General features: G+C 63.6%; 13 protein-coding genes. 3 read left to right on the forward strand and 10 right to left on the reverse strand.

The window, feature by feature from the left end; all coding sequences use genetic code 11:
* Nucleotides 1-3: 3 nt before the first annotated feature.
* The 10 genes from thrC to coxB form a co-directional block, all read right to left on the reverse strand.
* Nucleotides 4-1,416, reverse strand: coding sequence for a threonine synthase (gene thrC / locus AC0IY1_RS05220; RefSeq protein WP_471768129.1), 1,413 nt, complete (start codon nucleotides 1,414-1,416; stop codon nucleotides 4-6).
* Nucleotides 1,417-1,482: 66 nt separating this feature from the next.
* Nucleotides 1,483-1,899, reverse strand: a complete 417-nt coding sequence (locus tag AC0IY1_RS05225) for a DUF4864 domain-containing protein (protein ID WP_471768132.1) — start codon at nucleotides 1,897-1,899, stop codon at nucleotides 1,483-1,485.
* A gap of 83 nt (nucleotides 1,900-1,982) precedes the next feature.
* On the reverse strand, nucleotides 1,983-2,747 hold the full coding sequence (locus AC0IY1_RS05230) for an SURF1 family protein (protein ID WP_471768135.1): 765 nt from the start codon (nucleotides 2,745-2,747) through the stop codon (nucleotides 1,983-1,985).
* 2 nt (nucleotides 2,748-2,749) lie between these two features.
* Nucleotides 2,750-3,118 carry a DUF983 domain-containing protein gene (locus AC0IY1_RS05235; RefSeq protein WP_471768137.1) on the reverse strand — a complete coding sequence of 123 codons (369 nt, stop codon included), beginning with the start codon at nucleotides 3,116-3,118 and terminating at the stop codon, nucleotides 2,750-2,752.
* Between the two features lie 134 nt (nucleotides 3,119-3,252).
* Nucleotides 3,253-4,110, reverse strand: coding sequence for a cytochrome c oxidase subunit 3 (locus tag AC0IY1_RS05240; protein ID WP_471768140.1), 858 nt, complete (start codon nucleotides 4,108-4,110; stop codon nucleotides 3,253-3,255).
* A 137-nt stretch (nucleotides 4,111-4,247) separates the two neighbouring features.
* Nucleotides 4,248-4,862, reverse strand: coding sequence for a cytochrome c oxidase assembly protein (locus tag AC0IY1_RS05245; RefSeq protein ID WP_471768143.1), 615 nt, complete (start codon nucleotides 4,860-4,862; stop codon nucleotides 4,248-4,250).
* Between the two features lie 27 nt (nucleotides 4,863-4,889).
* The gene (locus AC0IY1_RS05250) at nucleotides 4,890-5,024 is read right to left on the reverse strand and encodes a hypothetical protein (RefSeq protein ID WP_280137551.1); all 135 of its coding nucleotides are present in this window, start codon (nucleotides 5,022-5,024) and stop codon (nucleotides 4,890-4,892) included.
* A gap of 35 nt (nucleotides 5,025-5,059) precedes the next feature.
* The gene (locus AC0IY1_RS05255) at nucleotides 5,060-6,010 is read right to left on the reverse strand and encodes a heme o synthase (protein ID WP_471768146.1); all 951 of its coding nucleotides are present in this window, start codon (nucleotides 6,008-6,010) and stop codon (nucleotides 5,060-5,062) included.
* Nucleotides 6,011-6,187: 177 nt separating this feature from the next.
* A complete protein-coding gene (ctaD, locus tag AC0IY1_RS05260; RefSeq protein WP_055954879.1) occupies nucleotides 6,188-7,819 on the reverse strand; it encodes a cytochrome c oxidase subunit I in 1,632 nt (543 codons plus the stop codon).
* Between the two features lie 89 nt (nucleotides 7,820-7,908).
* Nucleotides 7,909-8,748, reverse strand: coding sequence for a cytochrome c oxidase subunit II (coxB, locus tag AC0IY1_RS05265; RefSeq protein WP_055954876.1), 840 nt, complete (start codon nucleotides 8,746-8,748; stop codon nucleotides 7,909-7,911).
* 313 nt (nucleotides 8,749-9,061) lie between these two features.
* On the opposite strand from coxB, the gene AC0IY1_RS05270 reads away from it, so the two are divergent.
* The 3 genes from AC0IY1_RS05270 (at nucleotide 9,062) to AC0IY1_RS05280 (ending at nucleotide 12,167) form a co-directional block, all read left to right on the forward strand.
* Complete coding sequence (locus tag AC0IY1_RS05270) at nucleotides 9,062-9,970, forward strand: LysR family transcriptional regulator (protein ID WP_471768148.1); 909 nt, start codon at nucleotides 9,062-9,064, stop codon at nucleotides 9,968-9,970.
* 167 nt (nucleotides 9,971-10,137) lie between these two features.
* Complete coding sequence (locus AC0IY1_RS05275) at nucleotides 10,138-10,611, forward strand: formate dehydrogenase subunit gamma (RefSeq protein WP_471768151.1); 474 nt, start codon at nucleotides 10,138-10,140, stop codon at nucleotides 10,609-10,611.
* Nucleotides 10,608-12,167, forward strand: a complete 1,560-nt coding sequence (locus tag AC0IY1_RS05280) for a formate dehydrogenase beta subunit (protein ID WP_471768154.1) — start codon at nucleotides 10,608-10,610, stop codon at nucleotides 12,165-12,167. Before AC0IY1_RS05275 ends, AC0IY1_RS05280 begins: the two co-directional genes overlap by 4 nt.
* Nucleotides 12,168-12,174 lie beyond the last annotated feature (7 nt).

Raw genomic sequence — 12,174 nt, forward strand, 5'->3', positions numbered from 1 at the left:
CGGTTACGCTCCCTTGGTGATGCGGGCGCGCTCGCGGATGAAGGTCTCGACCGCCGCCTGATCGTTGGCAACGCGCGAAAAGGTCTCCTTGCGATCCATCAGGTCGGCGAGGTGCGGCGGAAGTTCAGGCCGCCGCCCGCCGATCGCCTTGGCGACGGCGTCGGGGAACTTGGCAGCGTGAGCTGTGGCCAGCGCCACAACCGGCGTGTGTGGGTCCTGCCGCAGGAGCTTGCGCGCTGCATGAATGCCGATCGCGCTGTGTGGATCGATGACGTGTCCAGTCTCCGCATGGGTGCGGGCGATCTCAGCCATGACCTCGGGCTCGGAGACGGCAGCGGCATCGAACTCGCCGCGCACGGTCTCGAGGACGGACGGATCGAGATGGAAGCCGCCCGACTGCTTTAGCCCGGCCATGAGCCGCGCGAGGCTCGTGGAATCGCGTCCCAAGGCCTCGAACAGTAGGCGCTCGAAGTTCGAGGAGATCTGAATATCCATCGAGGGCGAGGTGGTCGGTTGCACCCCGCGGACCTCGTACGCGCCGTGCTCGAGGGTGCGAGCCAAAATGTCGTTGGCATTGGTGCCGATCATGAGGCGCTCGATCGGCAGTCCCATGCGCTTGGCGACCCAGCCGGCCAGGATGTCCCCGAAATTCCCGGTCGGGACCGCGAACGAGATCGGACGGTGAGGAGCGCCCAGGGCCACGGCCGAGGTGAAGTAGTAGACCGCCTGTGCGGCGACTCGGGCCCAATTGATCGAATTGACGCCCGACAGCCGAACATCGTCGGCAAAATCCGCGTGCTGGAACAGGGCTTTGACGATGTTCTGGCAGTCGTCGAAATTGCCGTCGATGGCGATGGCGTGGACATTGTGTGCCCCGACCGATGTCATCTGACGACGCTGGACCTCGGACACGCGCCCTTCCGGGAACAGGATGAAGATATCGACCTGATCGAGGCCGCGGAACGCCTCGACCGCGGCGCTGCCGGTATCGCCCGATGTGGCGCCGACGATGGTGGCCCGTGCACCGCGGGCACGCAGGACATGGTCCATCAGGCGCCCGAGCAGCTGCATCGCGACGTCCTTGAACGCGAGCGTCGGGCCGTGGAAGAGCTCCAGCAGAAACAGGTTGTCGTCGAGCTGGGTAAGGGGGCAGACGGCCGGATGCCGGAAGGTCGCGTAGGCCTCCTCGATCATCCGATCGAGGTCCACATCGGCGATCTCCCCGTCGATGAGGGGGCGCAACACGGTCTTGGCCGCATCGGCATAGCGCAGGCCTGCCAGTGCGGTGATCGTCGGTTTGGCGATCTGCGGCCAGCTCTCGGGCACGTAGAGGCCGCCGTCGCGAGCGAGGCCGGCGAGAAGGGCATCGGAAAAGCTGAGGGGCGCCGCGGCGCCGCGGGTCGAGACGTGAAGCAAGGGGGCCTCCGGGAAGGCGCCCCGTCTACACGATGTCGGCGGGCGTGTCGAAAGTGTCGGGCTGGGTCAGGCTTTGCTGCCGGGCGCCTTGACCAGACGGCATCCCGTGATCCGCCAGGCGCCGTCCGACTGTTTCTCCAAGCTGTAGAGAGCAGCCCAGTCGGCCCCGTCCTCGTCCTGCAAGGTGACGCCGAGGGCCACACCGTCGTCACCGGCATCCTCGATGCGATCCACACTGTATCGCCGGTTTCGGTAGACGGCGCCGTATCCCTGTTTGACCATCGCGATGAAGGTTTCGGGTGAGGGAAACAGCCCCTGGATCGCGGGGGCGGCCTGAGCATAAGCGGTGGCCGCATCGTCTCGACGGAAGGCGTCGATCTGGCGTTCCACCGTGGCCTTTGCCGCATCCCGCGCGGCCGCATCCACCGCAATAGCGGCCGAAGGCATGAACATCAGAGTGAAAAACAGGAGGACGGTGCGCATGGGGCCCACTCCGTATCGTGACCGCTCACCCGGAGGCTAGCGGGATCACCGGCGCAGCTGAAGCAAGTATTCGGCCGCATGCGTCACGATTGCGCGGGTGGCAACTCGTCGTGAAGTCGACGCCAAGCGAAGACACCGAACACGCCGACGAGGCAGGCTGCAATTCCAAACCAGGTGAAAGCGTATTGCAAATGGTTATTCGGAAGATCGACCCGAAGCTGACCACCCTTCGGCCAGCCGCCGGGATTTAGCGTGGCATCTGCCTCGACAAGGTAGGGTCGAGGATCGGTGAGGCCGCGGGAGGCGCTGATCCCAGCGATGTCGCGGTTGAACCATTCGTTCCGCACCGGATCCGGCGCCGGCACGAACATCGTCCGTGGCTCTGATCCGCGAAGTATCCCAGTCACGGTGGTGATGCCGTCGACCTGGCCGGCAGCGCGATTCGCGGGCGCCTTCAACTCGGTGGGCACGAAGCCGCGATTGATCAGGATGGAGCCACCATTCTCGAGCAGGAAGGGCGTCAGGACGTAGTAGCCCTGCAGCGCCCGTCCTGGCACCTCGCCCGCGGCGAGCCCGTGGACCAGCGTCTCGGCTTCGTGCCGAAACCGCCCCGTGACACGGACACGTCGAAACTCGTCCCGGGCTTGATCCCAACTCTGCGTCGGGGGAAGCGCGGCTGGCGGCTCAACCTTCGATCGCGCCAGGATGCGGGAAATCAGGGCTTCCTTCTCTCCCTTGCGCTCAAGCTGCCAGACTCCAAGACCAAGGAGGATCGCGAGGCAGATCAGTGAGACGAGGCCGGGCGCCAGGATACTGCGCCAGGCGCCGGGACGAAGTGTCGAAGCCATGACTAACGGAAGCGCCCTTGCTCGGCCTTATTGGTAAATTGTAGGGCCGCGAGGACACCCTTGAGTGGCCGCACCAGCAGAAGACTGAGTCCGATCGACAGAGTGCCCGCCACCAGGGCATGCACCCAGATCGGCGGCTCATAGGTAATCTCCATCCAGAGCGCGAGCCCAACGACTATGATGCCTACGATCGACATCACGAAGAAGGCTGGCCCGTCTCCCGAATTAAAACTGCCGTAGTCGAGACCGCAGACCTCGCACGAAGGGCGGAACGTGAGGAAGCCTTCGAACATGTGCCCCTCGCCGCAACGGGGACAACGACCACGCAGGCCGGCGGAAATGGGGGAAGGCTTCGGCCGCGATGCATCCAAGATCGATCACTCCTCGTACGGCGCTGCGCCGTGCCACTCCATATGGGCATGGACTATGCGCGCTTCAGGCGCGACCATGAAAAAGGGCGGCTCACGCCGCCCTTTTCAACACTGCCCTACGGACCAAGCCGGGCTCAATGAGCCGCGTGACCGACCCCCGCTCCCCAGACATAGATCGACGCGAACAGGAACAGCCAGACTACGTCAACGAAGTGCCAGTACCAGGCGGCGAACTCGAAGCCGAGATGCTGGCGGGTGGTGAACTGACCGAGATAAGCGCGGTAGAGACAAATCGCGAGGAAGATCGTCCCAATGATGACGTGAAAGCCGTGGAAGCCTGTCGCCATAAAGAAGGTCGACGAGTAGATGCTGCCCGAGAAACCGAAGTGGGCGTGCGCGTACTCGTAGGCCTGGCAGGCGGAGAACAGGATGCCGAGGATGATCGTCAGCCAGAGGCCGTACTTCAGGCCCTTCCGGTCATCGTTCAGCAGGGCGTGGTGCGCCCAAGTGATCGTCGTACCGGAGGTGAGAAGGATCAGAGTGTTGAGTAGCGGCAGGTGCCACGGGTCGAACGCCTCGATACCCTTCGGCGGCCAGGTACCCCCCGTGAAGTCGACGCGCGAGGCCTGGATCGGATCGGCGGCATAGAGCGCGGCTTCGAAATAGGCCCAGAACCAAGCAACGAAGAACATCACCTCGGAGGCGATGAACATGATCATGCCGTAGCGGTGGTGCAGCTGAACGACGCGGGTGTGGTCGCCCGTGTTGGCCTCATGCACGACGTCCTTCCACCAAGCGAACATGGTGTAGAGCACGCCGACGAGGCCGGCGCCGAAGATGTAGGGGCCAGGGGTGAGCGTGCCGATCTGAAGGCTCTTCATCCAGAACACGGCGCCGAAGGCCATCAGGAAACCCGAGAAGGCACCGATCAGCGGCCAGGGACTGGGGGCCAGAATATGGAAGTCGTGATTTTTGGCGTGCGCCTCGGCCATTGAACTCTTCTCCTACCCCCGACCTCCGGACCGTCGCCGGCCCTCGATCCACTGATTGCGTCTTCCCGACCGGGTTGCCCCGGATTGTTGTGGCAAACCCTTACCCAGGGTCGTGCGCTGTTGTCACGCTTGTGCCATCAAAAATTCGACTTCGTCCCCGTGCCGCCCGTTGTCGCAAGCGCGGCCGTGGGCTGACCGTTCTTCGAAGCGAAATACGTGTAGGAGAGCGTCATCTCAGACAGATGCGCGGTATTCGAGTCCTTGCGGACCTCAGGGTCAATGTAGAACACCACGGGAAAATCCATCGTCTCACCCGGCTGCAGGGTTTGCTCGTTGAAGCAGAAACACTGCACCTTGACGAAGAAGCTTCCCATGAGACCCGGCTGCACGTTGAAAGTGGCGATGCCTGTAGAAGGCGTGCTGCCGGTGTTCTTCACGCGGAAAAAAACGGTCTTCGTCTCGCCGAGTCGGGCTTCGACCTTCGGCGACTCGGCCTGGAAGCGCCAGGGCAAGCTCGACGACACGTTCGTGTCGAAGTGAACCACCATGCTGTCATCGATCGCCGCAGCAGTCGGAGCAAGACCTGTACGCGGCGTGCCGTCATAGCCGGTCGCCTTGCAAAACATGTCGTAGAGCGGCACCGACGCGAACGCGAGCCCGATCATCCCGAAGGCGAGGCCTGCACAGGCGAAGGCCGTCACGCCGGCCTTGCGGCCAACGCCACGCGGCGGCGCATGTCTGGGGTCGACCATCAGAAGCGTCTCCGTTGTCCGGCGCAATCAGATCGGACGATTGAGGACCTGTGGCCCAAGCTTCGCGATCGTAAGCACGTAGAAGATGGTCACCAGCGCGAACAGGACGGTCGCGATGGCAATGGAGCGCTTGCGCCGACGCTGTGATTCCTCGGGCGTCAACGGCCGTGGCGTTCCCGGAAGGCCAGGGCGATCGCTCACAGGCTCACCGCGCGGAAGAGGCCGAGGCTCTGCTCCGCGAGCAGTGCCGCGAACATCAGAAAGAGGTGCAGGATCGAAAATCCGAACATGCCCATGGCGGCCTTGCGCTCCGGCTCGCCCTCGCGATTGCGGAAGACGTGGACGCTGAAAGCCAGCATCCCGAGACCGCCCAGCAGCGCGGTGATCGCGTAGAGCCATCCGCCGAAACCGAGGGCGACAGGCGCGAGTCCGAGGGGGAAGAGCAGCATCGAGTAGCCGATGATCTGACGACGCGTCGAATCAGGGCCGGCGACGTTCGGCATCATGGGGATGCCAGCCTTGGCGTAGTCGGCGGACTTGATGAGGGCCAGAGCCCAGAAATGCGGCGGCGTCCAGATGAAGATAATCATGAAGAGGACCAGCGACTCGACGCCGATGGTGCCGGTTACGGCCGCCTGACCGACCATCGGGGGGAGGGCGCCGGCAGCGCCTCCGATGACGATGTTCTGCGGCGTCGCGCGCTTCAGCCACATCGAATAGACCACGGCGTAGAACACGATGGTGAAGGCCAGGAGCCCGGCCGCCATCCAGTTGGAAGCGAGACCGAGGACCAGCACCGAGCCGACCGACAGCACGATGCCGAATGCCAACGCCTCATCCGGTCGGATGCGTCCATCCGGGATCGGACGCTTTGCGGTCCGGGTCATCACTGCGTCGATGTCCGCGTCCCACCACATGTTCAGGCAGCCGGAGGCACCTGCGCCGACAGCGATCATCAGCAGCGAGATGGAGCCGACCACCGGCTGGATATGGACGTTCGAGACCACCATGCCGACGAGCGCGGTGAAGATGACAAGGATCATCACCCGCGGCTTCAGCAGGGCGAAGAAATCCGACACCTCGCCGCCAACCGGCGACAGAACTTGCGGCTCGGCGCCAGCGGATAGGCTGTTCGACACGCTCGTCATGGGGTCCCGATACGGTTTTCGTGTTTGGTGGGGCTTCAGATCGCGCCGCGTGGCGCCGCCCTTTGCGGGAGACCTCAGCACACTCGAGGAGCGAACTCCCGAAGCTTGACCGAGGCCTCCGGGAAAGAGCGAGGACCGCTCGCGCGGTCCTCGCAATCCTCGAAGCTGGTAACCTGTTCAGTGGTGACCCGGCTCTTCGACGATCCGGGGCAGGGTCTCGAACTGGTGGAAGGGCGGCGGAGAGGACAGGGTCCACTCCAGGGTGGTCGCACCCTCACCCCACGGATTGTCGGCGGCGCGCTTGCTCGAACGGAAGGCCAGAACGACACCGATGAAGAACACCACCATGCCGAGGGCGAAGATATGTCCGCCCCAGGTAGAAACCTTGTGCCAACCGGCGAAGGCTTCCGGGTAGTCGGCGTAGCGGCGCGGCATGCCGGCCAAGCCAAGGAAGTGCATCGGGAAGAACAGGACGTTCGCGCCGATGAAGGCGAGCCAGAAGTGCAGCTTGCCGGCCCACTCGGGGATGATGTGACCGGTCATCTTCGGGAACCAGTAGTAGACACCAGCGAAGATGATGAACACGGCACCAAGCGACAGGACGTAGTGGAAGTGCGCCACGACGTAATAGGTGTCGTGAAGGTACTTATCGACCGCCGAGTTTGCGAGGACAACGCCGGTGACGCCGCCAACCGTGAACAGGAAGATGAAGCCGACCGCCCAGTGCATGGCAGCGGTGAAGCGGATCGAACCACCCCACATCGTCGCAATCCACGAGAAGATCTTCACGCCGGTGGGCACCGCGATGACCATCGTTGCGAAGACGAAGTAGGACTGCGTCTGGAGGGACAGGCCGACCGTGTACATGTGGTGCGCCCACACGACGAAGCCGACGACGCCGATCGCGACCATGGCGTAGGCCATGGCGAGGTAGCCGAAGACCGGCTTGCGCGAGAAGGTCGAGATGATGTGCGAGACGATGCCGAAGGCCGGCAGGATCATGATGTACACTTCGGGGTGGCCGAAGAACCAGAACAAGTGCTGGTAGAGGACCGGATCGCCGCCGCCGGCCGGATCGAAGAACGTCGTGCCGAAGTTACGATCGGTGAGGAGCATCGTGATCGCGCCGGCAAGCACCGGAAGCGACAGCAGCAGGAGGAAGGCGGTCACCAGCATCGACCAGGCGAACAACGGCATTTTATGCAGGGTCATGCCCGGCGCGCGCATGTTCAGGATGGTGGTAATGAAGTTGATCGCACCCAGGATCGAGCCGGCGCCGGAGAGGTGGAGGGCAAAGATCGCGAAATCGACGGCCGGACCCGGGTGACCGGCGCTCGACAGGGGCGGGTACACGGTCCAGCCAGTACCAGCACCTGAGGAGCCAGGAGCGCCCTCGACGAAGAGCGAGCAGACGAGGCTCAGGAAGCCTGCGACCGTCAGCCAGAACGAGACGTTGTTCATGCGCGGGAACGCCATGTCTGGCGCGCCGATCATGAGGGGCACGAACCAGTTGCCAAAGCCGCCGATCAAGGCAGGCATCACCATGAAGAACACCATGATGAGACCGTGGCCGGTCACGAACACGTTGTAAGTGCCGGGATTGGCGAAATACTGGAGCCCGGGCTCTTCCATCTCCATGCGGATACCGAAGGAGAGGAACGCGCCCATGATGCCCGCGCAGAACGCGAACAACAGGTAGAGAGTGCCGATATCCTTATGGTTCGTCGACAGGAACCAGCGGGAGAAGAAGGACGGCATGTGGTGGTCGTGGGCGTCGTGGTGCCCCGTATGTGCAGCGGCGTTCGCCATGGATGCAGACCTTAGTCCAGGTTTCTCGTGATCATCTCGATGGGTGGAGCCGGGCGCCGCTCAAGGGCCCGGGTCCGAAATCCGCGCCCTTACCGGGCGTCGGCGAACTTCGACGGGTCGTCGATGCGGGCGAACTTAGTCTTACCTTCGGCGAGCCACTTGGCGTAGGCCTCTTCGCTCACGACCTGAACCGTGATCGGCATGTAGGCGTGACGCGCGCCGCAAAGCTCGGAGCACTGGCCATGGTAGGTGCCTTCGCGCTCCGCCTTGAACCAGAACTGGTTCAAGCGGCCCGGAACGGCGTCGATTTTGAATCCGAAGGACGGCATTGCCCAGGAGTGCATGACGTCGGCGGCAGTGACCTGAATCTTAACGATCTTATTCACTGGCACGACCATGTCGTTGTCGGTACCCAACAGCTTCGGCTGCTTGTCCTCGTCGAGGTTGGCATCGAAGGTGAAGCCGCCGCCGTTCTCCACAGCCGGGTACTCGTAGGACCAGTACCACGCGTGACCGATGACCTTCACCAAGACGTCGGCCTTGGGGTCGGAAAGCTGCGTGCGCAGGAGGCGGAACGACGGGATCGCGACGGCGACCAGGATCAGCACCGGGACGATGGTCCAGGCCACTTCGATCATGGTGTTGTGCGTGGTCTTTGAAGGCGTCGGGTTCGCCTTCTCGCTGAACCGGAAGACGCAATAGAGAATCAAGCCGAGCACGAACAGCGAGATACCGAACGACAGCCAGTGCATGCCGTGTTCGAACGAATGAATGTCCCGGGCGTTCTCGGTGACCGCGACCTGGCGATCCATCTGCCACGGAACGGGCTGGCCGATGCCGGCCGCGAGCGCGGATGAGGAAGAAACGAGGAACGCGCCGAGCGCGGCAAGCCCCCATGATGACCGGTGTTGCGCCTGCGTCGTCCGCATGTGCCTCTCGTGGCTCCCCGTGATTGTGATCGTCGATGCCGCGCGTCTTGCTGGGTTTGTTCTAAATCGCAAGTGCATTTCGCGGATCGCGGGCCTTCCGAGGGGATGACCCACGTCTGGCCGATTGGCGTGTCAGACCACAAGGGCGTGAAGCGCGCAACCGCAACAGCGTCGCATCATGCGGCTTGAAGGTCTCGACTCAGGCCGCTGACGGTCTATCGAAATGTCGCAGGCTAGGCGATGCGTCCCTGGGAATGCTTCATCCCAGATGAGGAGGCGTAGCCTGGCTCCAAGGCTTGCGAAGGGGCCGTCCGTGATCGATCGACTCGAATTTATCCTCGCGCTCGCGCGTGAGCGTCACTTCGGCAGGGCAGCCCAGGTCTGTAACGTCTCGCAGCAGACCCTCTCGGCCGGGGTGAAGCAGTTGGAAGAACGGCTCGGTGTGCTTCTCGTGCAACGGGGTTCGCGTTTTCAGGGATTCACTCCGGAGGGTGAGCGCGTACTTGAGTGGGCTCGGCGCATCGTTGGAGATGCGAGGGCGATGCGCGAGGAAGTTGCGAGTCTTAGGCGCGGGCTCGCGGGAACGTTGCGCCTCGCGGCAATCCCGACTGCGACCCCGATCGTTGCCGCGCTCACGACGCCGTTTCGGGCGCGCCACCCGAACGTCCGCTTTTCTGTCCACTCCACCACCTCTGGAGAAATTGGGCGCCTGATCGCCGATCTCGAGATCGACGCCGGGATCACGTATCTTGAGAATGAGCCCCTCGGTCGGCTGACAGCTGTTTCACTCTATCGGGAGCGCTATCGCCTCCTGACCGCGATCGACGGGGTGTTCGGCGAACGGGAAACGGTCACATGGAATGAGGTCGCGAGCCTGCCTCTGTGTCTGCTGACCCCTGATATGCAGAACCGGCGGATCATCGATCGGCAACTGCTGAATGCAGGAACGGCGGTCGCCCCGCTGCTCGAGTCCAACTCGATGATCGTTCTGCTGACTCACGTTCGTACCGCCAAATGGGCGAGCATCATGCCGGCGGTACTCGCCGACACCTTCCGTTTGAGTGACCGCGTGAGAGCCGTGCCAATCGTCGATCCGGATCTCAGCCACGTTGTCGGCCTCGTGGTGCCGGAACGCGAACCGATGACGCCCCTTTGTGCTGCGCTGATCGTCGAGGCGCGGAACGTTGCCGCGTCGATCACTGAAATGATCGACGCCTTGTAAAAAGACCTTGAGAACGCATTGAATCGGCCTCTGTTTACCGTCGCTTTTCGCGTCGCAACATCGGTCGCTGACAAAAAACCGTTGTCATTTCACGGATCAGCGCGATTGATCGTGGGTTGGCGATATACCACCCTGGAATGAGAGCAATCTTAGTCCGGGTATGAACAATGGTGCCGAACGAGCCCTGGAGCGAGCCGCGTGCCGCCGGGATCATCGCCGAACACGTCCACCTCGAAGGGGCGACACTTCCGATCCTCCATGCGTTGCAGGGGACCTTCGGTTACGTCGATGAAGGCGCGGTGCCGCTTATCGCCGACGCACTGAACCTGTCGCGCGCGGAGGTGCATGGCTGCATCACCTTCTATCATGACTTTCGTCGCGCACCGGCCGGGCGCCATCAAGTTAAGCTCTGTCGGGCCGAAGCGTGCCAAGCCATGGGCTCCGACGCTCTGCATGCCGAGATCCTGTCACGTCTTGGGGTCGACTGGCACGGAACCACGGCCGACGGTCAGGTCACGGTGGAGCCCGTCTACTGCCTCGGTCTCTGCGCCAATGGGCCCGGAGCCCTGGTGAACGACGAGCCTTTGGCCCGGCTCACCGCCGCTTCCCTTGAAGCCACCCTGACGGAGATGAAGTCGTGAGCATCACGATCACCGTTCCGCGCGACGCCGTGGCGCTGGGGCTCGGTGCCAACCGCGTCGCCCGCGCGCTGTTCGCCGGCGCCGAGCGCCGCGGCCTCGACGTCACCATCGTTCGCACTGGCTCCCGAGGCCTCCTATGGCTTGAGCCGATGATCGAGGTCGCGACGGCGGAGGGCCGTATCGCTTACGGGCCGGTGACGCCAGCCGATATCGACAGTCTGCTTGATGCGGGCCTCGTTGAGGGTGGTTTGCACCCTCTCCGACTCGGGCGGCCGGAGGAAATCCCCTATCTCGCGCGTCAGCATCGGCTCACCTTCCAGCGCTGCGGCGTGGTGGATCCGGTCTCGGTGGAGGATTACCGGGCGCATGGCGGCTACCGGGGCCTGGAAGCTGCCCTTAAGCTCGACGCTGCCGGCATCGTCGCGGAAGTACGCGAGTCCGGCCTTCGCGGCCGGGGGGGCGCAGGCTTCCCCGCCGGGATCAAGTGGAACACTGTGATGCTCGCCCAGGCTGAGCAGAAATACGTGGTCTGCAACGCCGACGAAGGCGATTCCGGCACCTTTGCCGACCGCATGATGATGGAGGGCGACCCCTTCAATCTTATCGAGGGCATGACCATCGCGGGCTTCGCGACCGGTGCTACCCGGGGCTACATCTACCTGCGCTCCGAGTATCCGCAGGCGTTCTCGACCCTGAAGGAAGCGATCGCCAACGGTATCAAGGCCGGCCTCCTCGGCGATAACGTGATGAACTCCGGCAAGGCCTTCCATCTGGAGGTTCGCCTCGGGGCCGGTGCCTACATCTGTGGTGAGGAGACGTCCCTTCTGGAGAGTCTGGAGGGCCGCCGCGGCATCGTACGTGCCAAGCCGCCGATCCCAGCGCTGAAGGGCTTCCTCGGCCAGCCGACGCTCGTGAACAACGTGATGACCTTCACGGCCGTACCCTACATCCTGCAACACGGCGCCGAGGCTTACGCCGAGTACGGCATGGGCCGCTCGCTCGGGACCCTCGCGATCCAGCTGGCCGGCAACGTCAAGCACGGCGGCCTGATCGAGTACGCCTTCGGCATCACGTTGCGCGAGATCATCGAGGATTTCGGCGGCGGCACACGGAGTGGTCGTGCCGTGCGCGCGGTTCAAGTGGGGGGACCCCTCGGTGCGTACTTCCCGGACCACCTCCTCGATACGCCTCTCGATTACGAAGCGATGGCGGCCAACAAGGGCCTCGTCGGCCACGGCGGGATCGTTGTCTTCGACGACACTGTCGACATGGCAAAGCAGGCGCGGTTCGCGTTCGAATTCTGCGCGGTGGAATCCTGCGGCAAGTGCACGCCCTGCCGCATCGGCGCGACTCGCGGCGTCGAGACCATGGACAAGGTCATCGCCGGCATACGGCCGAGTGAGAACCTCGCCGTCGTCGCCGACCTCTGCGAGGTGATGACCGACGGTTCTCTCTGCGCCATGGGCGGCCTGACGCCGATGCCCGTCATGAGTGCGATCACCCATTTTCCTGAGGATTTCCAGCAGCGCGGGCCGATGTCCGTCGCGGCTGAGTAAGGAGGCG

This window comes from Methylobacterium sp. AC690 (assembly GCF_979256535.1).

Excerpts from the sequence above, each read along its gene's own strand:
- AC0IY1_RS05225 (WP_471768132.1), bottom strand. The coding sequence starts at position 1,899 with ATGCGCACCGTCCTCCTGTTTTTCACTCTGATGTTCATGCCTTCGGCC.
- AC0IY1_RS05230 (WP_471768135.1), bottom strand. The coding sequence starts at position 2,747 with ATGGCTTCGACACTTCGTCCCGGCGCCTGGCGCAGTATCCTGGCGCCC.
- AC0IY1_RS05240 (WP_471768140.1), bottom strand. The coding sequence starts at position 4,110 with ATGGCCGAGGCGCACGCCAAAAATCACGACTTCCATATTCTGGCCCCC.
- AC0IY1_RS05245 (WP_471768143.1), bottom strand. The coding sequence starts at position 4,862 with ATGGTCGACCCCAGACATGCGCCGCCGCGTGGCGTTGGCCGCAAGGCC.
- AC0IY1_RS05255 (WP_471768146.1), bottom strand. The coding sequence starts at position 6,010 with ATGACGAGCGTGTCGAACAGCCTATCCGCTGGCGCCGAGCCGCAAGTT.
- ctaD (WP_055954879.1), bottom strand. The coding sequence starts at position 7,819 with ATGGCGAACGCCGCTGCACATACGGGGCACCACGACGCCCACGACCAC.
- coxB (WP_055954876.1), bottom strand. The coding sequence starts at position 8,748 with ATGCGGACGACGCAGGCGCAACACCGGTCATCATGGGGGCTTGCCGCG.
- AC0IY1_RS05275 (WP_471768151.1), top strand. The coding sequence starts at position 10,138 with ATGGTGCCGAACGAGCCCTGGAGCGAGCCGCGTGCCGCCGGGATCATC.